Raw genomic sequence first — 22629 nt, 5'->3', positions numbered from 1 at the left:
AGAACAGATCGCGAAAGTAGTCATGATCGTGCCGACGCAGGACCAGAGTCGACTTTCCCCAGTACTGGTCTATGAACTCCCGTCGTGTGACGGGGTAGATCAGGCTCTCGAGTCATCGACTTTTCGTTGCCCCATGATGGCCATGTCCTTTCTTAGGGCTCCAGGTGCCTGGGTCAGCCGCGGCGGTCTGGTTTGCAACGGGTGGAGCCATCCGACACGGTTCTCCCAGGATCAGGACCGACGGAATCCGAACGGGTTCGGCCAGGCGCAAGAGTCCATAGCCAATCCCGGCAAGCCCATCCATCATGCCGGGGGTCTCCACGTCCAGCGGCGTGCCGCAACGCCAGCCATGCTCTTCAATGGCGGCAAGAGACTTCGAGAGGCGTTCGGATAGTTGTGTTTCCCCTACCGTCGCCGGGAAGCACAGGCTGGCTTGCAGGATGAAATCGAGGGATCCCAGATCGCCATGGCAGAGGGAGTGATTCTTCCCGAACCCCTCTCTGCACGTCGTTTGCAGGGCGATCTCTAGATCCTCCCTCAGGACCTCGTTTCCGAGATGGGTCTGCATCCGCAGGCGGCTCATGCCAATCCCGCACGCGCCGTGGCACCAAGCAGTCATACCCTGAGAATTCGCCGCTCGGGAGGAACGCCTGAGATCTGCCCAGTTCCCCGAGGAGGATGAAAAGTGGCCACGCTCGAAAGCCACCGCTTGAAGCGCGGTCTGAGCATAGGCCTCGTCACCCGTGATCGCGAAGAGCTCCGTCAACGCCCAGGCGAACCCAGACGCGCCGTGCGAAAATCCGGTCAGCGGTCGAACAGGGAACAATTTTCCAAGCCAGCCAACGCCTCCGCCACACGGCTGTGCCCGGCTGACGAGGCGGTCACCGAGCTTTCGAGCGACATCGAGCGGCCGCCCGGCGCCCGTCATCTTGTGCAGAGTCAGAAGCGGAACGATCGCTCCTGCCGTCCCCTGGACGACATCCATGTGATCGTCGAGGTTCGCGAGTTCCTCCACGCGGGAAACCATGGCACCAGTCTCCGCTAACAGATGCTCACTCCCCCAAAGGTGAGAAAGATGTGTCCACAAGTAGATGAGCCCGCCCCAGCCATCAAATCCACCGACGGACTCCAACCTGGCGTGCCGATGTTTCATCTGGTTCCGGAGGGTCGCCAGTGCGCCCCTTGCGGTGGCTCCGTACTCGTCTCGGCCGGTCAACTCCTCCGCGTATGAGAGAAACAAGATAATTCCTGGCAATCCGCTGTACAGGTCCGTCTGCAGCGGATTCAATTGCCAGCCGCGACTCTCCCCGAACGTGAGCCCGATCCATGAAGCGCAGTCATGCCTCCATCGAGCAAGCTCGATGATGCGTTCGGCTACCGCAGATGCCTGGTCCAGAAGCAGCTTGCGATCGACCGGTCGAATACCGACAGGAGCCCTGTAGCTTCTGAAGACGGTCTCGTTATTGAGCGCCAGCGTGCTCATGGAGGCTTGGATGTACCACAGCTGTCGGTGAAGGTTCTCTTCGCCGAAGTGCGCCAGCCGATCACGGATCATGTCCCAACCCGAGCGGGTGAAGAACTGGTTGAGGCAGCGGCCATCGCTCGTCCGGAGATCCTGTGAGTCAACGCGGGTGGTGAAGTACGGAACCTCGCCGCGCCAAAGATCCTGGCGTTCGCCAGGCAACAGGCGGTGTGCGATGTGAGGGAACGCCGTTCGATCGATTCCGAACCAGAGGCGATCCAACAGGCGGTCACGGTCGAGGGCGTCGCTCAGGTAGTCGGGATGGTAACTCTGCTGCAGAATCTTGTTATAGAACTGGGTAGCCCGGAATACGACGCGCACCTCATCGTTGCGCATGGCGGACAGCGGCCCCTCAGGGGACAGGAGCTCCGTGCGATTCGCCTCGATGAGGCGGTACATGGACGTGAAGCCGGCTTCAATGTCCGCAACGAACTCGAAGGCGTTCAGAGGAGCCCCATCGAGTTGAGGTAGGTTCTGTCTCGCCGTCACCTCGCGCCGCTGGAAGGACAGCGCCACTTGATCCGTGCCGAGATGTTCCCACCGCGGAAGAAGCTCGATCGATAACTGCCCTTCTCTCGCGCCGAGGCCGCTGCGGTCGATCGTATGGCCGTCCTCGCCTTCCCGAAGAAATGGCAAAAGCATCGTGTTGACCACGGAGTTCTTCAGTTCGAACTCCGAGTAGGAGTCGTAAGAACTCTCCTGGGCTTGCCCGAAATCCGGACCGCAGAGGGTTTCGAGATCGATCGGAACCGGGTGCCCGCCCGCAGCGATCAGATTCTCGTGGTGGAAGTCATTGGCATTCAGCAGGTAGAGGACTGCCAGCAGTGACCCCTGACGCATGTAGAACTGGCAGACTTCTTCCCGGTTGCGGCAAGGAGCTTGGGAAACGAACTCGGACCAACCGTATACACCGCGGTCCAATATCCTAGGAGTTCGCAGCGCCGGCGCCCCTCTCTCATGGAGCCAGCTCAGCAACAGTGCGAAGTGCCGGTCGATCCGAAGCGACCGCGGCTTGTAGAGCAACCGCCCGGCCGAACCGAAGTACAAGACACATACTTCCCGGCCTCTACGGTGCAGGTCACCCAGCCCCGTTTCGATTCTGGTCAGTGGCCCGAGATCGCGGTTCGGCCAGAATGTTGCATGGATCCGTTCCCAGTCGGTGCACAGTCGTTCCAGCAGTTCAGTGGCGGCCTCTGTCCAGTCATCAACGGAATCGATCAGCATCCTCGCGAGCACCGGATACTGCCGCAGGAAGAGCAGTGCCTCGCCGGGGTCGCGTAGACACTCCAGGAAGCCCCGGAAACGCTCATGTGGATCTCTGCCCGTCAGGGTCCCTTGAAGTGTGGCGACACGCATATCGAGCACCACCGCCCGGCTGATCCGTTCATCGAGCCGAGAGGTCATCGCAGAAACCAGCTGCTCGATGATGGATCCCCACTGGATCTCCACGCCCGGCCACGCGTGCGAGAGCTCTTCGGCCTTGGCGTTCAACACGGTGTGCGCTCGAGCGATCAAGGAACCGACGACTGGCGGACCCTTGGAGAAGTCTCCTGGTGACTGGAAGGCACGTTCGATGTGGGTGAGCCAGGAAGGCACCTCTGGCAGGCGATGCTGGAGCGAAGCCATGGATTCACCTAGCAGTGCGGAGAAGGAGGCTTCATCCAGGTCATCGAGTGCAAGACGCTTAAGGAAGTAGTCTTCGCAACAGAAGGGAGACTGGGACTTCCATTGCCTTAAACGGCGTTGCGCCGTCACATGTCCTTCGGGGGTCGGGGATTCCGCCAACCGTGGGTCACGGCGGTTCCAACGCTCACCCAGCGTCAAAGCACGCCACCACGCTGCATCGAGCGATAAGGAATCCATGGACATGCGGCGCCCTAAGTATGAACCCGTGTGCCAACGTGGTCCTGTCGGTCGGTTCGGTCAGAGTGCCGGGGTGCCCCGACAGTCCTGGCCTCCATCCGATCCGGCTGACGATGCGTGGGCGCAGGTGGCGCCGTTGTCGCCACCTGCGGCTGTCTATGAGAAAGTGCTCCGGATGGGCCACGATCGCCATGGACCGCGGTCATCTGGGGCACTTTCTCCGTAGATGATCAGCAGGTGCAGATGACCATCAGGTGGGTCCTCTCCTCGGTGGCGTCGGTACCCGTGTACAGCATCTGCGTGCCGCCCTCCAGTCCGCTGCTGACGGACTCGAGGCTCTCGTCGCTGATGTCGCCGGCCCCGATCCCTCCGGTGACCACTACGGCCTGCTGGTCCGCGGGCTGGAGCGACTGGAAGTAGTCCTTGTCTTTGAGCGCTCGTGCGATTTCGAGCTGATCGAGCATGATCGGTCTCCTCTGTAGTGTTCACGACACCTGCTGCGCGATCCTGTCCAGGAATCCCAGGCGAGCCGCTAATGCGAACGAATCCAGCGTAGCACCGAAGCGGTTCCGGGAACAAAGGTCGGGATGACGTTCAGGTATTAGTTTTCCGATAAGTTGAATTGGATCTCCACTTCTTTCAAGTTTGATATTGCAGAACTTTAATCTCCCCGTGTTGCGCCCATGGCCATACCATCGTCCTGGCAGTATTTCCGTCCCGTCGTCGCTGTCGTGCGAGAGCGCGACTATTAGTCAGCGGCTGATCGAGGGGTACGGACTTACCGGTATTTACCAATTCTGGGTCTTCAGGGTCATTGGTATGGGTCTGGTGCAGAAAGTTTGAAGCGCCCCGGGTCGGGTGAAGGGCCGATGCGTTCTCATATCGCGAGACCGAGTAGCTGAAGGGCGTGGTCGGGGCGGTCCCGGTAGTGGTCGCAGGCTGCGGCGTGGTTGGTCCATCCGATGGCTTGCTGGAGGGCGATGACCAGGTTGCGGACGCTGGCCATCACGCGGGGTGCGGTGCCGGTGCGGACGCGAGAGGCGTCCTCGGCGAAAGTGACGTCGCGGACGTGGTGCAGGGCCTCCAGCCGCCAGTGGCCGCGGATGTGCGCGGCGGGCCGGGCGCGTTCGGCGGTCAGGCTGGTGACGGCGTACACGGTGGTGATCGTGGTCTTGCCGGTCACCTGATCGGTGCGGCGCCGCTTGACCTGGACCGCCTGGGCGGCGTGCGGGAACAGCAGCCCATCGACGGTGCAGACCTTCAGGCGGCGGATCTCGTCGCGGCCGTGGGCGTTGTCGCGGGTCGCATCGCCCAGCGGCACCTGGGACCAGGGCAGGCGTTTGAGCTGGCGGTGCAGGTACTTCTGGTTCCCCTTGACGATCATGATGTAGTCGGCGTTCTTGGTGGTGACCAGCCAGTCGGCGTGCTCGCGGACGGTGTGCAGCGCGTCGGCGGTGACGACGGCGCCGTGCAGGTTCAGCGGTTCCAGCAGGTCGGTGAAGCAGGTGGTCTCGCCGCTCTTGGCAGCGACCTGCCGCTGGCCGAGCACGATCCCGTCGTGCGTGGCGGCGGCCACCAGGTGCGGACGGCTGCCGTCGGTCCGGCGGGCCCCACGCACGGTCTTGCCGTCCACCGCCAGCCCTGGAGCCGGGCCCCGGCACTGGCCGGCACCGGCTGCATCGCCGCCGGTCAGTGCGGCCAGGTAGCTGCCCAGCGCGTCATCGAGCGCGTCGCCGTTCACCCCGGCCAGGACCCGGCCCAGTGTGGTGGCCACCGGCAGTACGGCTTCACCGTCACCGGTGAGCAGGAAGCCCGCGGTGGCCCACACCTGCGGATCCACCGCACGAGCGCGGCGGCAGATCTGCGCCAGCGACCGCGCCCCACCCAGCACCGCGACCACGCACAACACCAGCACCGGGCCGAGCCGGTAGCGGCGCCCCCGGCGATCGCGCTGGTCAGGCACCCGATCCAGCACCACCGCCAGAGCCGGCAGATCAAGCGCCTCCGGCGTATCGGCCCTGGGCACGTCCTGGCAGTGGCGCATGAGCGCGTCGAGCAGAGAAGATGGCATGAGAGCGCGGCTCCGTCGTGATCAACAGGTCTAGGCAACCTTGATCATCTGGAGTCGCGCTCGTTCGTTACGGCCTTCCCGCCCCACGCCACGCTCGCGAGCGCTGCAGGTCACCCACCGATCATCTCGCCATCCGAGAACGCATCAGCCCTGGTCCCCGCCCCCCAGACAGCCGCCAAATTCGCCACCCTCGTCCAAGACCCCGCGTAGGCGCCGTCGCCACCCACGGCATCGAACTACTCCGCGAACTGTTCGGCGGCGCCCGCACTCCCGGTGTCGACCTTGCCGTCGAAGCTCACGTCGGCGACATCCCTGAGAACACGGTCCGCACCGTGGCCCCCCCTACGTCAACCGCTTCATCGCAGAGCTGCCAAAGCTCTGAACCTGACCTCGACCGGTGCGGGTGGCGACATGTTCGTCGCAGTCGTTGGCATTGCGGGCCGTCACTGTGCTGACTGCCGAGCCTCGCGTGCAACTTCCCGGTTCCGTAGCGCCTCGTCCTGCCGGTCCTCATCGTGCATTTGCTCGAAGATGGTGGCGGCGTCGGTGTGGGCGGTGATGGCCTCCTCAAACCGCCGCACCTCCCCCAGCGCGACCCCCAAACTGTTCAACGCCACGCCTTCGCCGTACCGGTCGTCGAGGTCGTGGTAGATGGTGGCGGCGTGGTTGTGGGCGGTGATGGCCTCCTCGAATCCTGGGTGACGCCAAGGATCGTGGTCTGCTGCCGGTCAACGTCGCTGAAAAGCGCAAGGGACGTGGACGTAAGCGCGCCCGGAGGGCACACGGTGCCCGGGGCCCGGGGCCCGGAGAAGAAGTGGGCGTCGCCGCTCCAGGTGCTGCTCCTCGCGGAGCGATGCGGTCTGCTCTCGGGGCGGGAGGACGACTTCATCTTGATCGTCCTGACCGCTTACACCGGAATGCGGTGGGGTGAGGCGATGGGGCTGCAGCGCCCGTACTGTCGACTCGACCACATCCAGGTCGACTGGCAGCTAACGGGAGTACTCGGGCAAGCTGGAGATGGCACCGCCCAAAGACGACTCCTACAGGGCCATCGATCTGCCGCCATTCCTCGCAGGCTTCGTCTCACGGCAGGCTCAAAGGGCCGGCCGCTGCGCCTGCGCAGGACGACGCCCGGACTGCGGGGGCGCGGGTGAGTTCCTCTTCCTCGGTTCCGACGCGGGCCATCATCGGCGCAGCAACTACGCCCGGCGGGTGTTCCAACCCGCAGCACAGGGACGCTTCCCAGGGCAGCGCCAAGGGCCCGGCCAACCGGTCCTGGTGGACGCCACCTCCTGGCCGGAAACACCGCTGCCTCCGTGGCCGACGGCCCGAGCAGGCCAGCCGTTCCTTCCACCCCGAGGGCGCGGGATCAAGCCGATCCCACCCGAGATTCCGGTCGCGTCCTGGCTGCCGCTTCTGAAAGGGCTCACACCGCACGGTCTGCGGCATGGCCACAAGACCTGGATGGCAGAGGACGGCGTTCCCGAAGTCCTGCAGGCCGATCGGCTGGGCCACATCGTTCCGGGGATCCGAGGCGTCTACACGCACGTCTCCGACACCATGCGCGACGACCTGAAGGCCAATCTCCAACGGCGCTGGGAAACCGCCCTCGACGACCGAAAGGAGCTGGCACCAAGCTCGTCGCTGCCCATCCTGTCCGATCTTCCCGCTGCAAGGATGAAGAAGCAGGGAAGCGTGGTCTCTCTGAGAAGCGCCTGAGCCCAGAGGCACCTCGTGGCGCGGTGGTCCGCCGAGCGGGCCACCGCGTCTTGCGTTATGGAGAGTGACCGGCGAGGCCTTGGGTGAGTGAACACAGTTGGGGGTGGGGCAAGGTCACGCCCCAGATTTGCCCCAGTGCAGCAAGAAGGCCCTGCCGCGAGTGTGCGGGAGGGCCTGTGTCATGGGGGTGGGCGATACTGGTTCGAACCAGTGGCCTCTTCGGTGTGAAGCAAAGCAGGAAAGTCGATCTAGGTCGATCCGAGTCGAACGGGGAGCCTCTCACCTGCACAAACGCCCTGACTACGTCGCGCTGAGTCGATGGGAGCCTGACTGCGGTGGCTCCCGAAACTGGCTCCCGTGGGCTACCTGATTGCAGAAGAGGAACCCTGGTTCTTCCGCAAGCCGATCGTCCCTGGATGTCGCCCGACCCCTGCTGCCTGAACACCTCGAAACCGGCCGATCATGCCCTCCCGCGATCACCCCCGGCGATTGCGCAACACCGAGGACAGCAGCCAGATTGTGAAGCTTGCTGGGCAGCGCCCTCGAAGTCCACAGGATGGCGCGGGCGGAGAGACTGAAGTTCGACGCGGCGAATCGGTGGTGACCTGGACCCGATCTTGATGGGTTCGCAGGTGAAATCTCGATGAACGGCACGAGGCCCCGTGGTGGACGGTGGCGGGCCACCTCATTCTGTGTGGTCGGCGTCACAAGGCGCCCGTCGGAGAATCGAGGCGGTAAGGATCCGCAAAGCCCGGGGCCGTCTCACGCGCACGCCTCCGCTCAAGCCGCTCCCTCCTCGCCTCGCCTCGCCTCGCCTGAGAGCGAGCTTGCGCGTTCCGCCGCCTGCGCAGGAGTCCTGATTCCCATTGAACGGGAATCGCCCAAAGTGCTGCGTGCGACGTGGTCGCGCGTGATCCGGACCTGGGGTGGCGACAGCCCCCTGCCCGGCAATCGGGCAACCCCAGAGCCCGGACCATGAGCCCTTGACCCCCACACCGATGTGATCCTCAACGGTCCTTGGAAGAACAGCCTCACAGAATTCCTTCCATCCATTCTCGATAGACATTGGCCCACCCTATATTTTTGTTGTACTTTGCCACCAAAGTCCCGCCCGAAAAGGCATTTCCGCCCACATTTTCAATGGACGCGAGAGCTTTCACCTTGCCAAATCATTTCACGGTCGAATCGACCATCATCCATCGCAGCCTGCGCGGGATCAAGGTTGCCTTCACAGTCATGTTCGCATTCAAGCCACTGGAAGACCAGATCGATCGCTGTCGAACTAGTCTAGTTTCGCCATACCATCGGGATATGACCCGGCCGAACTCGTGGGCCCGTCGGAAACCGAAGGTGGGGATGATGCCCCGCTGCCGAAGCAGGAAGCGGTCGCGTTGATGGACGGCGCGGAGGCGATCGCCGACCGGGATCCGAGGATGCAATAACTCCTCACCAACCACGACGAGACCACCCACAAACATCAAAGTCAGCGGCCTGGCGTGGCCTCTTGGGCGACCGACCGTCGCGACTGGTCGTGAGTCTGTCGCCCGATCGTCCGTCGATGAATCACCCATCCCGCCCGTGGTCGCCGAGTGGCAGACGGGTTCGGCGGGCTTCTCAGCCGTCGTGGCCGGTCTCTGGGGTGAGCGCAGTGAGGAGGTCGGTGAGGGACCGGATCACGATGTCCGGTGGGCTGCCGTCCGGTTCGAACGCACCGCCTGAGCGGTCAATCCAGGCCGCGCGGAGCCCGGCCGACTCTGCGCCGATGATGTCGAAGGAGTTGCACGACACCAGGCGCACCCGCGATGGTGTCCGGTTGAGACGTATGGCCGCATGATGGTACGGGCGCGGGGACGGTTTGAACGCACGGACCTCGTCAACGCTGATGACCTCGGCGAAGTACCGTCGCAGTCCGGTGGCGTCTAGGATCGCGTCGAGCATCGCCGGCGCGCCGTTCGACAGGATGGCCAGGACGCGTCCCCGGTCGAGCAGCGCTTGCAGTGCCGGGGCGGCGTCAGGAAACGGTTCAAGGTCGTTATAGCGCGCGATCAGCGATTCCTTGTCATTGTTCTCCACCTTCTTGTCCAGCACGGCGAGGGCGTGGTCCAGCGCTTTGCGCGTGCACCAGCCGAAGTCCTCGTACCGGCCCATGGCGGTAAGACGGAAACTGATGTCGAGTTGCTTCTGGCGCCAGATCCTGGCGACTTCGGCCGCGTCGGCGGGTGGCATCCGTTCTTCCAAGTCCCTCGCGACCCCGATGGGATCGACAAGGGTTCCGTACACGTCGAAGACGAGCGCTTCAGAGCTCGGCAACTTGGTTCCCTTCTGTCAGTGTGCCGTGTCTCGGGCCAATGGCGACCACTTGTCTTCGCTGTGGAAGACCGCAAAGTTCTCCACCGGCTCGCGGGTCGTGCGCTGGGTGCATAGCACGTGCTCGGGATCGGCATATCCGAGCGCGAGGCCACACACGATGGTCTGGTCATCGGGGATCGACAGCCGGTCGCGTAGAACGGGATGGAAATGGAGCAGCGATGCCTGAGGGCATGTGTCCAGCCCGGCCCCGCGAGCGGCAAGCATCAGGGCTTGCAGGAACAGTCCTGCGTCAATGAGCGCACCGGCGAGTAGGTGCCGGCTGACCGTGACGACCAAGCCCACCGGAGCTCCGAAGAAGGTGTAGTTGCGGGCGTGGTAGGCGCCTCGCATTACCTTGTCGGCCCGACTGATCCCCAGAAGGTCTCCGTACAGCCATTCTCCGAAGCTATGCCGTCGCGTGCGGAAGGGCTCCGGCCAGGCATCGGGGGCGGGCTGGTACGGGTATTCCAGATCGGCTTCCGGAAGCCGCCGACCATTTTCGAATGCTTCGAGCAGCGCGCTTGTCAACCTGTGCTTGGCCGCCCCCATCAGAATGTGGACTCGCCAGGGCTGGCTGTTGGAGTTGCTCGCTGACATCGATGCGAGTGCGAGCAGCCGTTCGACCTCCTCCCGAGACACCGGAACCTGGCGGAAGGCCCGCACGGACCGGCGCGTGCGAAGCGCCTCTTCAACGGTTACCGCGGCTCGCGGTCGGGTGGGGGCGAGCGGTCTGGGCATCACGGGATCGTCGTTCCGTCCGGAACCGTTCTCATGCATCTGCGGGCGGGGTGATGTCGTAGGAGATGCGTCCTGCCGGCAGGTAGAAGAGCGCGATCAGGGCGCCGCCCTTCACCTCGGGATAGTGGTGACTGCCCGGGGCCGGTGCGGTCCACCCCGCGCCCGACCAGCCGAGCGGACCCGCCAGGCGGGCGCCGGCGTCGAGGGGTACTACGAGGTTGAGTTCTCCGTAGGGGTGCTGGTGGTACTGGCCGCGATAGGGCGGGACGCTGTTCATGTAGACGGCGGTGATGCTGAAGTAGTGGAGTTCCTCACTCGGCTCGGCGATCCGGCTGCGCCGGTAGTCGGGGCCGTCAACTTCGATGTTCGCCGCCCAGCCGGCCGCTACGCCGTCGGTCACCATTCCGGCCAGGTCGTCCCACAGGGGAGAACCCGGGCCGTAGGTCGTGTTGAGCCAGGATTCCAGGTCAGGGCCCGCAGTGCGGTTCCTGACCTCGGAGAGAAAGGGGATGCTGCGCTCAACCAGGGTGCTGGGACTCGATGTCATGACGTGTCCTTCTTACTTGGTGACGGGTAGGGAGCAGGCCCTTGGGCGGGCTGGTTTTCGTACGAGTGGTTCCCGCCCCTCAGACCGGTGCGGCGCCCTTTGACGCCTTGGACGTGCGCTCGGCCAGGTCGATGAGGCCGGCGAGCAACTCCCGCAGAAGGCCCTCGGTGATCTCGTCTCCGGTCATGGCGCCCCCGACGTCGAAACGCTCATGGGATCGGAAGAGCGTCACCTCAGGGTGGGCGACGACGGGAGCCTGGATGCGGTGGAGGATCTGGCGCAGGACGAGCTGAGCGCGGGCGGTGCCGAACTGTGACGGGGAGGCCCCGAGCACAGCGACGGGTTTGCCGCGCAGCGACGGGTCGTGGGCTGGGCGGGAGAGCCAGTCGAGGGCGTTCATCAGGGCGCCTGGGATCGAGGAGTTGTATTCGGGTGTGGCGATGACGACCCCGTCCGCTCGCCGCACGCGCCGGCACAGGTCCGCGATGGGTGCGGGTGCAGGGCCGTCCTCCAGGTCCTGGTCGAAGTGGGGTAGGGATCCCAGAGACTCGACGATGTCGAGGGTGACACCAGGCGGGGCCAGTTCCCGGAGAGCCCGGAGCAGGCCGGTGTTGTGCGATCGGCGCCGGAGGCTTCCGGAGATCGCGACGAAGGTCAGGTCAGGCATGCTCGTGTGCCCTTCGCTGTCGATGTGGGTGACGAAACGGTGCTCATAGTGTCCGATTGCCGCACAAGTGTTCGCGCGCTACGGTTGGGGTCTGACTACGGGACGGAATGGCACGATGGGACGCTTGGCGGAACGCGACAGTGAGGCACGACGGCAGCGGCGGATCGCCAACGCACCCAATGCGGCGGACTTCTCCGAGGCGTTGGCGCGCGGGCTGGCGGTGCTGTCGGCCTTCTCCGCCGAGAATCGGCGGCTGACCCAGGCCGACCTGGCCCGCGAGCTGGGCCTCTCCCGTGCGACGGTGCGGCGGGCCGTTCTCACCCTCGAGCACCTGGGCTATCTGGCGGCCGACGGCCGAGCCTACGAGCTCACACCCCGAATCCTGCGGCTCGCGTCCGGCTACCTGACGTCCAACATGACCAGCGCCGTCATGCAGCCCGTCTGCGACCGCATCTGTGCTCGGCTGCAGGAGGCGTGCTCGGTCGCGGTCCTCGACGAGGCGGACGCGGTGATGGTCGCCCGTTCCGTACCCAACCGCCTGATCCAGGTGGGAAGCGGGATCGGCTACCGGACGCCTGCGGCAGTCTCCTCGCTGGGCAAGGTTCTTCTTGCCTTCCTGCCTCCGGACGAAAGCGCGCGCGGACGAGCGGCGATCGAGGCGGCGGGTGGCTCGGTGGACGAGGAGACGCTCGACCGAATCCGCGAGGACGGCTACTGCTACGTGGCCAACGACGTCGATGCGGGCGCGCACTCCATCGCCGTCCCACTGCGCCGCTGGGACGACCGCGTCATCGCGGCCATCCACGTCGGCTGCAACATCGAGCGGTTCTCCGCGGAGGTCATGCGCGGCGAGGTCCTGTCGCTCCTGCGGGACGCCGCTGACGAACTGCACGCTCAGCTCCTCTGAACCGGGGCGGTGTGGATCGCCGCCGGTCGGGTCGCGGCGTCGTAGGCGGCCTGCGCGCCCCAGGCGCCCATACCGCTGTCCCTCGCCGGCTCGAAGAGCCGCCCGGGGCCGCCGCCCTGCCATTCGTTCACCCAGAGCAACCCGGCGGGGATCGTGCGGGCCGCGGTCACGTGGTCGGGGTTCCCGGTGTACACGGTCGCGGCAAGGCCGAAGCGTGAGCGCGAGGCGAGCTCCACCCCCTCTTTGAAGGAGTCGACGACCCGCACCGGGGCGACCGGGCCGAACGTCTCCTCGGTCATGACCGCCATCGAGTCGTCCACACCGGTCAGGACCGTGGCCGGGTAGAAGAAGCCCGGCCCGGCCGGCACCTCCCCGCCGATGCGGATCCTCGCCCCCTTGGCGGCGGCGTCGAGGACGTGCCCGTGGACCAGATCGCGCTGGCGCCGGTCGACCAGCGGCCCGAGGACCGTCGACGCGTCGCGCCCGTCGCCGTAGGTGTACCCGCGCGCGGCGTCCACCAGCGCGTCGACGAACCGGTCGGCGATGGCGCGGTGGACGTAGACGCGTTCCATCGAGGTGCAGATCTGGCCCGAATTGACGAAGGCGCCGTGCGCGACCGCCGCGGCCGCGCCGATCGGATCGGCGTCCGAGTCGATGATCACGGGGTCCTTGCCGCCGAGTTCCAGGATCGCGCGGTGCAGCCGGCGGCCGGCACCGGCGCCGACCGCCCGGCCCGCCGGGACGGATCCGGTGAAATGGACGAGGCCTATCCCGGGATGCTCGGCCAGGGGTGCACCCGCCCGCGCGTCTCCGAGAACGAGGTTCACGACTCCGTCCGGGAGCGAGAGCAGTTCGCACAGGCGGGCCGCCGACAGCGGCGAGCGCTCTGAGGGTTTGACGACCACGGTGTTGCCCGCGGCCAGCAGCGGTCCGATGATCGACAGCAGGGTGGCGACGGGGAAGTTCCAGGGCGTGATGACCGCCGCCACCCCCAGCGGATGCCGGACGATCTCGGTCGCGCCCCCGTCATGGGCGACTGAGGTCGCAAACGGGTAGTCCAGGGCGGCTTCGGCGTCGTTTCGCAGTGCCGCCGCGCCAGCCTCGACGAAGGAGCGGCCGAGTACGACCGGCTGCCCCATCTCCTGGCACTGGAGCCGCGCCAGTTCGTCCGCGTGGGCGCCGACGTCGTCGGCGTACGCGCCGATCCGCCGCACCCGTTCGGCGACGCCCAGCGCCCGCCACCCGGGTTGCGCCTTGGCCGCCGCGGCGACGGCGCGGTCCACGTCGTGCGGAGAGCCGCCAGGGAGGCAGGCGACGGTCTCTTCGGTGGCGGGGTCCACCAGGTCGAGAAGTGAGGGGTCGGCGGACGGGTTCCAGGCTCCACCGACCAGGTTGCGCAGTGTACGCATGGTCGTTCCCTTCTCGTCAGCCGATCCGGTCCGCCATCAGTTCGCCCGCCATGATCGCCACGAGGTTGGTGTTGGCGCGCGGCACGGTCGGCAGGATCGAGGCGTCCACGACGCGGAGCCCGTCCAGCCCGAGGACGCGACAGTCCGGGTCGACCACCGTGGCCGGGGCCGACGGGTCGCCCATGGCGCAGGTGCTGGTCGCGTGCTGGGCGTCGTAGGCGGTGGCGAGCAGGTAGCCGTCCAGTGCCGTGTCGTCATCGATGACCTTGAGCAGGTCTTCGTTGAGCCGGTCCGGAGAGTGGGCGGTGATCGGCGCGACGTCGTCACTGCGGGCCAGGTCGACGACGTGCCGTATGCCGGCTCGCAGCCGGGCGAGGTCGCGGGGGTCGGCGAGCATCCGCTCGTGCACTTCGGGTTGGACGGTCGGGTCGGGTGAGGCCAGCCGTACCGTCCCCCGGGAGTAGACCTGGTTGACCCAGACCCCGAAGGCGCCGGCGCCGAAACGCAGGTCGGCGAACTCCATCGCCAGCACGTTCTGGTTGCCGGATGAGAGCAGCATGTCGTTCGGCTGCCCCTCCGGATCGCCGCTGGAATACCGGACGCACACGTTGGTATGCCGGTCGTCGGGCGTGCGCACCGCCGACTCGGCGTTCAGCGGGATGCCGAAGAAGACCACAGGGTGGTCCTGGAGCCCCTGGCCGACCGGCAGGTCACGCAGCACCTCGATGCCTAGCGCTCGCAGGTCACCGGCCGGGCCTATGCCCGACCGCATCAGGATCGCCGGGCTGTGGACCGCTCCGGCGCTCAGCACGACGAGATCCGCGTATTCGCTGGTCGCGGTGCCGCCGGTGACGACGCGGACACCGACAGCCCGGCCGTCGGCGACGAGGATGCGATCCACGAGGGAGTCCCCCCGGACGGTCAGTCCAGTCCCTCTCCGGGCTGGTTCGAGGTAGGCGTCGTTCGTGGTGACCCGGCGCCCGCCGCGAGAGTTGATCGGGTAGGGCGAGAGCCCCGTCGCGCCGGGCGCGTTGACGTCCGGCGCCCAAGGGTGGCCCGCCGCGGTGGCCGCGCGGTGCAGCGCGGCGTCGACCGCGCCCCATTGGTCCTGGGGCGTCCGGTGGATGGGGATGGGGCCGCCGCGCCCGTGGTACCGCTCGTCGCCGAACTGCTCGTCGTCCTCCAGCCTGGCGAAGTAGGGCAGCACATCCCGCGGGGACCAGCCGGTACATCCGGCGCCGGCCCAGTCATCGAAGTCCTCCATCGGCGGCCGGATCGCGATCTGCCCGTTGACCGCAGAGCTGCCGCCGACACCGCGGCCCCGCCAGAAGGGCGCCGGGGCCTGCCGGTCGGTCCTGGTCGCATCGAGGCCCTGCCAGATGAGGAGTTCGGAGGCGGTGGGATCGAGGAGAGCACGCATCGGGTTCGGCGACCGCCACACCTCCGGCATCTCGGCAGCGGTGTAGTCCGGGCCGGCCTCCAGGAGCAGTACCCGCGCGCCCTTCTCGGCTGCCCGGGCGGCGAGCGGGGCCCCCGCCGAACCCGCCCCCACGACGATCAGATCCCAGCCGTTCCCGCTCACAGCACCCTCCATGTTCGATTAACGCACAGATGTTCGTCTTTCGTTCGAGCTCAACGCTACGACGTCCGGGCGGTCGACGCAACGCCCTGACGTGGCGGTTCCGCCGAAATCAACCATTGCCAGCACGCCTAGGTCGCTTTACGATGCCTCCACTAGCGAACATACGTGCGTTAATCGAACTTTGGAGTCGTGTCGATGCCCACACCGGACGTGCTGCGATCCCTCTCCGAGGCCATGCCGGATCTGGAGGCCGTCTATCGGGATCTGCATGCGCATCCCGAGCTCGCCTACGCCGAACACCGGACGGCGGCCATCGTTGCCGCCCGGCTTCAGATGGACGGGTTCGCGGTGACCGATGGGATCGGCGCCACCGGCGTGGTCGGCGTTCTACGCAACGGCGAAGGCCCCGCCGTCATGCTCCGCGCGGACATGGACGCTCTGCCGGTCAAGGAGCAGACGGGACTCGACTACGCGAGCACGGCGACCGCGACGGAAGATACGGGCGAGACCGTCCCGCTCATGCACGCATGCGGCCACGACGTCCACGTGACCTGCCTGCTGGGTGCAGCGCGGCTGCTGGCGGCGTCGGCCGGCCTCTGGTCCGGCACGCTCATCGCGGTGTTCCAACCCGCTGAGGAAGGGCGCGGCGGCGCCCAGCGCATGCTCACCGACGGTCTCTTCGAGATCACTGGGAAGCCCGACGTCGTGCTGGGCCAGCACGTCTTCCCCCACCCCGCCGGGACCGTGGGATATCGGAGCGGGCCGTTCCTGGCGGCCTCCGACGGCTTCGACGTGCGGTTGTACGGCAGGGGCGCGCATGGCTCCCGGCCGCAGTCCGGGGTGGACCCGGTGGTTCTGGCGGCCTCGACGGTGATGCGGCTCCAGACCATCGTCTCGCGTGAGGTGGCCGCAGACGAGCAGGCGGTGCTGACCGTCGGCGCTCTGCGCGCCGGGGCCAAGGCCAACATCATCGCCGACCACGCCGACCTCAGCCTCAGCATCCGCAGCTTCGACCGGGAGGTCAGCGCGCGCATGGTGTCCTCAGTGCGGCGCATCATCGAGGCCGAGTGCGCCGCTTCGGGCTCACCCCGGCCACCGCGGTTCGACGAGTTGGCCCGGTTCTCCCCCACGGTGAACGACCCGGTGGCGACCGAGCGGGTCGCCGGCGCCCTGCGGGCGCTGCTGGGAGACGACGCGGCCACCGAGATCGCGCCCATCATGGGCAGCGAGGACTTCGGCGAGTTCGGCGAGGCCGCCAGTGCCCCCTCGGTGTTCTGGTCGCTGGGCGGCACCGATCCCGAGGCATACGCCACCGCGTTGAAGGCGGGCACGGTGGACGAGGACATCCCGTCCAATCATTCCCCGCTCTTCGCGCCGATTGTGCAGCCCACGCTCACCACCGGGGTGAGCGCGCTGGTCGCCGCCGCCATGGAATGGCTGGGGACCTCCCATGGCTGACAGGCGGCCCCCGCCGCCACGGCGGGGCTTCACCAGCGACAACGCGTCCGGCGTGCATCCCGAGGTGCTGGCGAGGGTGGCAGAGGCCAACGTCGGCCACGCACCGAGCTACGGCGCGGACTCCTGGACCGCGTGCGCGCAAGACCTGCTCTCCGCGGAGTTCGGGGCTGGCAGCCAGACGTTCCTGGTTTTCAACGGTACGGGCGCAAACGTGTCCGCGCTCGCCGCGGCGCTGCGGCCCTACCAGGCGGTGATGTGCTCAGCCGACGCGCACCTGCACACCGACGAGTGCGGGGCACCGGCCCGCCTCACCGGAAGCACCGTGATCCCCGTGCCCGCAGAGCGCGGTCTGCTCACCCCCGAGCGGCTGGAAGCAGCCATGCCGCCCGTCGGCCGCGGCGAGCATCAGGTCGTCCCCGCGGTCCTGTCGCTCACCAACGCCTCCGAACTCGGCACGGTGTACCGGCCGGCCCAGGTGGCAGAGCTGGCTGCCTGGGCCCGCGAGCGGGGCCTGCTGGTGCACATGGACGGCGCCCGGCTGGCCAACGCGGCCGTGTCGGTGGGAAGCTCGCTCGCCGAGGTCAGCACAGCGGCGGGCGTCGACATCCTCTCGTTCGGTGGCACCAAGAACGGGCTGCTTTTCGGGGAGGCCGTCGTCTTCGCGGGGAGCGCCGGAGGAGTCGCCGCCGCGCAGCACTACTTGCACACCCGCAAGCAGGTGACGCAGTTGGCCTCGAAGATGCGCTTCCTGAGCGCGCAGTTCGTGGCCCTGCTCACCGACGGGCTGTGGCGTCGCAACGCCATGGCGGCCAATTCCGCCGCCTCCTACCTCGCCTTGAGCCTCAGCACCGTCCCGGGCGTCGAGGTCCTCCATCCGGTTCAGGCGAACGCGGTGTTCGCGAGGATGCCGCCGACCATGACGGCACGCCTAGCGGACGAATTCTCCTTCCACACCTGGGACGCGGCGGCCGGCACCGTTCGGTTCGTCTGTTCCTTCGACACCGAGACCACCGATATCGACCACTTCATCACCACGGCACGGACCTTGATGACCGCCTAGAGAAGGGCGCCACCATGACCACAACGAATGCGGACCCGGCGAGACCGGCAACGATCGCGGGCCAGCCGCGAGGACTGGTGACGCTAGTGGGAATCGGCCTCTGGGAGCGATTCTCCTTCTACGGCATGCAGGTCGTCCTTCTGTACTACCTGTTCTTCCCGGTGTCGGAAGGCGGGCTGGGCCTGTCCAAGGCAGAGGCCACGTCGGTCATCGGCGCGTACGGCGGCCTGGTCTACCTCTGCACGGTGATCGGCGGCTGGGTCGCCGACCGGCTCTTGGGCTCGGAGCGGACGCTCTTCTGCAGCGTCACGCTCATCATGCTCGGTCACGTCGCACTCGCCATCGTTCCGGGATTCGCCGGCGTCTGGATCGGGCTCGCCCTGCTCGTGGTGGGAAGCGGTGGCCAGATCGGCAACCTGACCTCCTCGCTCGGGCACCTGTACGGCGAAGGGGACCGGCGCCGCGACAACGGATTCCTGCTCTTCTACATGGGCCTCAACATCGGAGCCCTGGCGGGCCCCCTTCTGACCGGGCTCGCACGCACCCGCCTGGGATTCCACTACGGCTTCGGGATCGCGGCGATCGGCATGGCCATCGGCCTGGTCCTGCTCTACGGAGGACGTCGGCACCTGGCCCCACGCGGGCGTACCGTGCCGGACCAGCTGCCCCGGTCCGCGATGGTGAAGGCGGCCGCCGCAGCGGCCGGCGTCCTACTCCTCCTCGTGCTGGCAGCCGCGGTGGGTGCGCTGTCGATCCGTCATCTGGCGACCGCGATCACCGTCGTCGTGGTGGCGGTCATCGTCGGCTATTTCACGACCATGCTGTGCAGCGCGAAGGTATCGGCCGCGGAACGGCGCCGCGTGTACGGGCTCATCCCGATGTTCCTCATCAACTGCGTCTTCTGGGCGCTCTACCAGCAGCAGTTCACGGTCGTGCAGGTCTACGCGGCAACCCGCCTCGACCTCCACGTCCTCGGCTTTGCCATGCCGCCGGAGTTCTTCAGCTCAGCAGTGCCATTCTTCGTCATCCTCCTCACCCCGATTCTCGTGTCGCTGTGGGCCCGCGCCGGGTCCCACGAGCCGTCCACGCCGACGAAGTTCCTCGTCGGAGTCGTCCTGATCGGCCTGTCGTTCCTGCTCTTTCTCCCCATGGCCGGAAACGACGGCGCGGTCAACCCGCCGCTCGCGCTGGCCGGGATCCTCCTGGTCTTCACGCTGGCGGAACTCTTCGTGTCCCCCGTGCAATTGGCGCTGTCGACCCAACTCGCACCGAAGGCGTTCCAGACCCAGACAGTCGCCCTGCTGTTCTTGTCCACAGCGGCGGGATCGGCCGCCTCGGGCATGCTGGCAGGCTTCTATTCCCCCGCACGCGAGGGCGCCTACTTCTCCGTCCTCGGCCTCGCCTCGCTCGGGGCGGCCGCACTCTTCGCGATGACCATCCCCTGGATCAAATCCATGCTGAACGGCTCCCGGTGAATCGGCGAGCGCAGGCTCCGCAAGGCACAGAAGGAAGGAAACCAATGATCAAGCGTTACGACTCGCTGCCTATCGGCGGCGACTGGGTGGCCCCGACAACCCGTATGACGATCCGCGTCGTGTCACCGAACACCGAGGAGCCGATCGGCGAGGTGCCGGCCGCCGGGCCGGCCGACGCCGACGCCGCCGTGGCCGCCGCCCGCGCCGCGTTCCCCGCATGGCGGGACCTCAACCCCGCCGGGCGGGCCGCAACGCTGCGCCGCTTCGCCGACCTGATCGAAGCCCGCAAGGACCGGTTCGCCGAGCTCGTCTCTTCCCAGAACGGGATGCCGGTGGCGGTCGCATCCCAGTTGGAAGCCCTCTACCCGGCCCTCCTGCTGCGCTACTACGCCGATCTCGCCGAAGCGCAGCAGGAGGAGAACCGCCCAGGCATACTGGGCGGGAGCATCAAGGTACTCAGAGAACCCGTAGGGGTCGTCGCGGCGATCGTGCCGTGGAACTTCCCGCAGACGCTCGGCTTCATGAAGATCGCCCCCGCGCTGGCCGCTGGCTGCACCGTCGTCGTCAAGCCGTCCCCCGAGACCGTCTTGGACGCCTTCCTCCTGGCCCGAACAGCGATCGACGCCGGCCTGCCACCGGGCGTCCTCACCATCGTCCCCGGCGGCCGTGACCTCGGCGCCCATCTCGTCGCCCACCCGGGCGTCGACAAGGTCGCCTTCACCGGGTCCACCGCCGCCGGCCGAGAGATCGCCCAGACCTGCGGGCGGCTGCTGCGCCCGGTCACACTGGAGCTGGGCGGCAAATCGGCCGCGATCGTCCTGGACGATGCCGACCTGGATCTGGGCACCATCAGCGCCGACCTTTTCGTCGCCACCCTGGCAAACAATGGCCAGACCTGCTTCCTCGGAACCCGGGTGCTTGCGCCGCGGCACCGGTACACCGAGGTCGTGGACGTCTTCACCGAGTTCGCCCGCTCGATGAGCGTCGGCGACTCACTCGATCCAGGCACACAGATTGGGCCGATGGCCACAGCCCGCCAACGGGACCGCGTGGAATCCTGCATCGCCAAGGGCCGGGCCGAGGGCGGCCGCGTCACGACGGGCGGCGGCCGCCCCGCCGACCACGACCGCGGCTGGTTCGTCGACCCGACCGTGTTCGCCGACGTCGACAACGATGCCGCAATCAGCCGGGAGGAGATCTTCGGGCCGGTCCTCACCGTCATCCCCTACCGCGATGACGAGGATGCCGTGCGAATCGCCAACGACTCCGACTACGGCCTGGGCGGCACCGTCTGGTCTACCGACACCGACCGGGCACTGCGCCTGGCCCGCAGGGTCCGCACGGGAACGATCGGCATCAACAGGTACATGCCCGACCCGGCCGCGCCCTTCGGCGGCGTTAAGGCCAGCGGTATCGGCCGCGAACTCGGCCCTGAGGGCATGGCCGGCTACCAGCAACTCAAGTCCGTCTACTGCTGACAGAGTGACCGCCGCCCCGACCGGGCGAACACCGGCCAGACGACTACCGCGGCAGGAAGCTCGACACGGGACCGTCAGGTGCAGCACTGCCTGGCGGTCCTGGCGCCGTGCCAAGCGAACGCGATGGCAGCAGAACGCAGAAGGAGTTCACGCGGCCCGGTCAACCGCCTTGAATGAGTCCCGCCTGTGCTCCAGTGGGATCGGCGATGACGACGACGCGGCCCACCGGGCCCTCCATCGGCGGTGCCTCGACGGTACCTCCCAACTCGACGGCCCGGTCCGCAGAGGTATCGCAGTCGGTGACCGCGAAGTAAGGAGCCCAGGCGGGCGCGTCCCCGTATTGGAGGCGGTCTGCCTGGGACATGCCCGCGACATAGCGGTCACCGAGGCGGCACAAGGTGTATGCGCCGGAGCCGTGGTCCTCGGTGGTGAACGTCCAGCCGAACACGTCCGCGTAGAAGCGCTTCGCCGCTTCGACGTCCGGGCAGAGCAACTCGATCCACGCAAGCGTCCCGTGCTCTCCGCTCTTCAACGCGCCGCGCCAGATGTACGCCTGCCAGAGGCCGAACCCGGCGCCCAGCGGATCCGCGCACAGCGCCGCCCGGCCGAGATGGGCGTTGTCGTACGGGTCCGAGTAGGCACGCCCGCCCGCCCCCTCGACCGTACCGACGGCCGCATCGGTGTCGGTGACGCTGAAGAAACAGGTCCAGCCAGGTGCCTCAGTGTCGTCCTGGAGCTTCGTCATCCCCGCTGTCTCGACAGGGTCCGGCCCCATGGTGAAAGTGGTGCAGTCGCCGAGCCGTTCATAGGAGATCGTGTACGAATTCCAATTGAACAAACCTTCATAGAAGGCCGTCGACACCTCGTTATTCGGACTGTACAAGCCAGCCCAACAGGGCTCTCCTACCTCGTATGCCACTACCTCGTTCACGAGACCCCCCATACAAGAGACCTCCAGGCTATCGCCCAGGTAGTAATCGCCTTGTACATAGAAGGACTCCCCTTGACTAATTAGTGGCTGTTCCGTCCTGCGGTTTCTGCCTGGTTCGGGCAGGTGCCGCGCCAGGTGGGGGTGCTCTCGCCGGTGAGCGGCGGGTCATGAGTTCGGTCATCGCGATGTGGACCACGGCGGCATGCCCAGGTAGGTACGGATGACGTTGACGATGATCTGTCGCCGGGCAGAATTGTCCTGGTTGAGGCGTTCCAGGCGTACATGCCAGCCAGCCTTAGGGGTGCCTCGTCGCTGCCGAACGGGTCGGCGGCGTGGGGGCCGTAAACCTGGTCGAGGTGGTGGACGGTGTCGTGCACCGTCATGGCGTGCGTATACAACGAGATGACCATGTCCTCCAGGCCACCCGAAATCCGCCCCGCGCTGGGCACCGGCACCGGCACCGGCTGGAAACGAGCCCGCCTCGTCACGGGGCATCGCCAGCGGCACCGGCCCGACCCCGGTCTGCACCGCCTTGGCGATCTTGCCGTTGGATGAGTTGCCGGTGCCGTAGCCGTCGGTGTGGTGCTTGTCGTAGCCGAGATGGGCGGTCAGCTCGGCCTCGAAGCGTGCTCGAGCATGGCTTTGACCAGGTCGCCGAACAGGGACCCTTCAGCGGTCAGCCGCAGCCCTCAGGTCCGGTCACGGAACCGGGCCTGCAATTCGTCCAGCAGCCGGTCACCTCCCGGCTCCCGGATCGGATGACGCGCGGCTTCCTCCTCCGGCTCGTCCACCTCCGCCTGAGCTTCTCCCGGATCCACGGACAAGCTCCGCGCTACGGGGGAACCTCACGCCA

18 protein-coding genes are annotated in these 22629 nt (G+C 66.9%); 6 read left to right on the top strand and 12 right to left on the bottom strand.

The window, feature by feature from the left end:
• Positions 1-112: 112 nt before the first annotated feature.
• From ABD944_RS25790 to ABD944_RS25775, 4 genes are all read right to left on the bottom strand, one after another.
• The gene (locus ABD944_RS25790; RefSeq protein WP_345180723.1) at positions 113-3391 is read right to left on the bottom strand and encodes a type 2 lanthipeptide synthetase LanM family protein; all 3279 of its coding nucleotides are present in this window, start codon (positions 3389-3391) and stop codon (positions 113-115) included.
• A 224-nt stretch (positions 3392-3615) separates the two neighbouring features.
• Positions 3616-3849, bottom strand: a complete 234-nt coding sequence (locus tag ABD944_RS25785; RefSeq protein ID WP_345180721.1) for a hypothetical protein — start codon at positions 3847-3849, stop codon at positions 3616-3618.
• Between the two features lie 413 nt (positions 3850-4262).
• Positions 4263-5456, bottom strand: a complete 1194-nt coding sequence (locus tag ABD944_RS25780) for an ISAs1 family transposase (protein ID WP_345180719.1) — start codon at positions 5454-5456, stop codon at positions 4263-4265.
• 443 nt (positions 5457-5899) lie between these two features.
• Positions 5900-6073: a hypothetical protein gene (locus ABD944_RS25775; RefSeq protein WP_345180717.1), complete on the bottom strand. Its 174-nt coding sequence runs from the start codon at positions 6071-6073 to the stop codon at positions 5900-5902.
• 661 nt (positions 6074-6734) lie between these two features.
• On the opposite strand from ABD944_RS25775, the gene ABD944_RS25770 reads away from it, so the two are divergent.
• A complete protein-coding gene (locus ABD944_RS25770; protein ID WP_345180715.1) occupies positions 6735-7175 on the top strand; it encodes a site-specific integrase in 441 nt (146 codons plus the stop codon).
• A gap of 1614 nt (positions 7176-8789) precedes the next feature.
• Here the strand turns inward: ABD944_RS25770 and ABD944_RS25765 are convergent.
• From ABD944_RS25765 to ABD944_RS25750, 4 genes are all read right to left on the bottom strand, one after another.
• Positions 8790-9485: a haloacid dehalogenase type II gene (locus ABD944_RS25765; protein ID WP_345180713.1), complete on the bottom strand. Its 696-nt coding sequence runs from the start codon at positions 9483-9485 to the stop codon at positions 8790-8792.
• Between the two features lie 15 nt (positions 9486-9500).
• A complete protein-coding gene (locus tag ABD944_RS25760; protein WP_345180710.1) occupies positions 9501-10262 on the bottom strand; it encodes a nitroreductase in 762 nt (253 codons plus the stop codon).
• Positions 10263-10293: 31 nt separating this feature from the next.
• Positions 10294-10809, bottom strand: coding sequence for a DUF4863 family protein (locus ABD944_RS25755; protein WP_345180708.1), 516 nt, complete (start codon positions 10807-10809; stop codon positions 10294-10296).
• A gap of 79 nt (positions 10810-10888) precedes the next feature.
• Positions 10889-11476, bottom strand: a complete 588-nt coding sequence (locus tag ABD944_RS25750) for an NADPH-dependent FMN reductase (protein ID WP_345180706.1) — start codon at positions 11474-11476, stop codon at positions 10889-10891.
• Between the two features lie 124 nt (positions 11477-11600).
• On the opposite strand from ABD944_RS25750, the gene ABD944_RS25745 reads away from it, so the two are divergent.
• Complete coding sequence (locus tag ABD944_RS25745) at positions 11601-12383, top strand: IclR family transcriptional regulator domain-containing protein (protein WP_339153656.1); 783 nt, start codon at positions 11601-11603, stop codon at positions 12381-12383.
• Here ABD944_RS25745 and ABD944_RS25740 read toward each other — a convergent pair.
• On the bottom strand, positions 12371-13792 hold the full coding sequence (locus ABD944_RS25740; protein ID WP_345180703.1) for an aldehyde dehydrogenase family protein: 1422 nt from the start codon (positions 13790-13792) through the stop codon (positions 12371-12373). The two genes, ABD944_RS25745 and ABD944_RS25740, sit on opposite strands and share 13 nt — an antisense overlap.
• A gap of 16 nt (positions 13793-13808) precedes the next feature.
• Positions 13809-15374, bottom strand: a complete 1566-nt coding sequence (locus tag ABD944_RS25735; RefSeq protein ID WP_345180701.1) for a GMC family oxidoreductase — start codon at positions 15372-15374, stop codon at positions 13809-13811.
• 195 nt (positions 15375-15569) lie between these two features.
• Between ABD944_RS25735 and ABD944_RS25730 the strand changes: the two genes are divergently transcribed.
• From ABD944_RS25730 to ABD944_RS25715, 4 genes are read left to right on the top strand one after another with little or no spacing between them, the layout of a single operon-like run.
• Entirely contained in the window at positions 15570-16832 is a 1263-nt protein-coding gene (locus tag ABD944_RS25730; RefSeq protein ID WP_345180699.1) for an amidohydrolase, read from the top strand.
• Positions 16825-17892 carry a threonine aldolase family protein gene (locus ABD944_RS25725; protein ID WP_345180696.1) on the top strand — a complete coding sequence of 356 codons (1068 nt, stop codon included), beginning with the start codon at positions 16825-16827 and terminating at the stop codon, positions 17890-17892. Before ABD944_RS25730 ends, ABD944_RS25725 begins: the two co-directional genes overlap by 8 nt.
• 14 nt (positions 17893-17906) lie before the next feature.
• On the top strand, positions 17907-19367 hold the full coding sequence (locus tag ABD944_RS25720) for a peptide MFS transporter (RefSeq protein ID WP_345180694.1): 1461 nt from the start codon (positions 17907-17909) through the stop codon (positions 19365-19367).
• A 44-nt stretch (positions 19368-19411) separates the two neighbouring features.
• Positions 19412-20845, top strand: coding sequence for an aldehyde dehydrogenase (locus ABD944_RS25715; protein WP_345180692.1), 1434 nt, complete (start codon positions 19412-19414; stop codon positions 20843-20845).
• 160 nt (positions 20846-21005) lie between these two features.
• Here ABD944_RS25715 and ABD944_RS25710 read toward each other — a convergent pair whose 3' ends face one another.
• Together ABD944_RS25710 and ABD944_RS42535 are read right to left on the bottom strand one after the other, a co-directional pair.
• Complete coding sequence (locus ABD944_RS25710; protein WP_345180689.1) at positions 21006-21707, bottom strand: VOC family protein; 702 nt, start codon at positions 21705-21707, stop codon at positions 21006-21008.
• A gap of 246 nt (positions 21708-21953) precedes the next feature.
• Positions 21954-22388, bottom strand: coding sequence for a transposase (locus ABD944_RS42535; protein ID WP_378189983.1), 435 nt, complete (start codon positions 22386-22388; stop codon positions 21954-21956).
• Between the last annotated feature and the right edge of the window lie 241 nt (positions 22389-22629).

Origin of the sequence: Actinomadura verrucosospora, from assembly GCF_039540335.1 — a bacterium.
GTDB classification, from domain to species: Bacteria; Actinomycetota; Actinomycetes; order Streptosporangiales; family Streptosporangiaceae; genus Spirillospora; species Spirillospora verrucosospora.
This window is presented reverse-complemented; position numbering and strand designations above follow the sequence as displayed.

Bases quoted from the DNA above. Each gene is read 5' to 3' on its own strand.
- ABD944_RS25780 (WP_345180719.1), bottom strand. From the start codon at position 5,456: ATGCCATCTTCTCTGCTCGACGCGCTCATGCGCCACTGCCAGGACGTG.
- ABD944_RS25760 (WP_345180710.1), bottom strand. From the start codon at position 10,262: ATGCCCAGACCGCTCGCCCCCACCCGACCGCGAGCCGCGGTAACCGTT.
- ABD944_RS25785 (WP_345180721.1), bottom strand. From the start codon at position 3,849: ATGCTCGATCAGCTCGAAATCGCACGAGCGCTCAAAGACAAGGACTAC.
- ABD944_RS25740 (WP_345180703.1), bottom strand. From the start codon at position 13,792: ATGCGTACACTGCGCAACCTGGTCGGTGGAGCCTGGAACCCGTCCGCC.
- ABD944_RS25730 (WP_345180699.1), top strand. From the start codon at position 15,570: ATGCCCACACCGGACGTGCTGCGATCCCTCTCCGAGGCCATGCCGGAT.
- ABD944_RS25715 (WP_345180692.1), top strand. From the start codon at position 19,412: ATGATCAAGCGTTACGACTCGCTGCCTATCGGCGGCGACTGGGTGGCC.
- ABD944_RS25725 (WP_345180696.1), top strand. From the start codon at position 16,825: ATGGCTGACAGGCGGCCCCCGCCGCCACGGCGGGGCTTCACCAGCGAC.
- ABD944_RS25750 (WP_345180706.1), bottom strand. From the start codon at position 11,476: ATGCCTGACCTGACCTTCGTCGCGATCTCCGGAAGCCTCCGGCGCCGA.
- ABD944_RS25720 (WP_345180694.1), top strand. From the start codon at position 17,907: ATGACCACAACGAATGCGGACCCGGCGAGACCGGCAACGATCGCGGGC.
- ABD944_RS25755 (WP_345180708.1), bottom strand. From the start codon at position 10,809: ATGACATCGAGTCCCAGCACCCTGGTTGAGCGCAGCATCCCCTTTCTC.
- ABD944_RS25790 (WP_345180723.1), bottom strand. From the start codon at position 3,391: ATGTCCATGGATTCCTTATCGCTCGATGCAGCGTGGTGGCGTGCTTTG.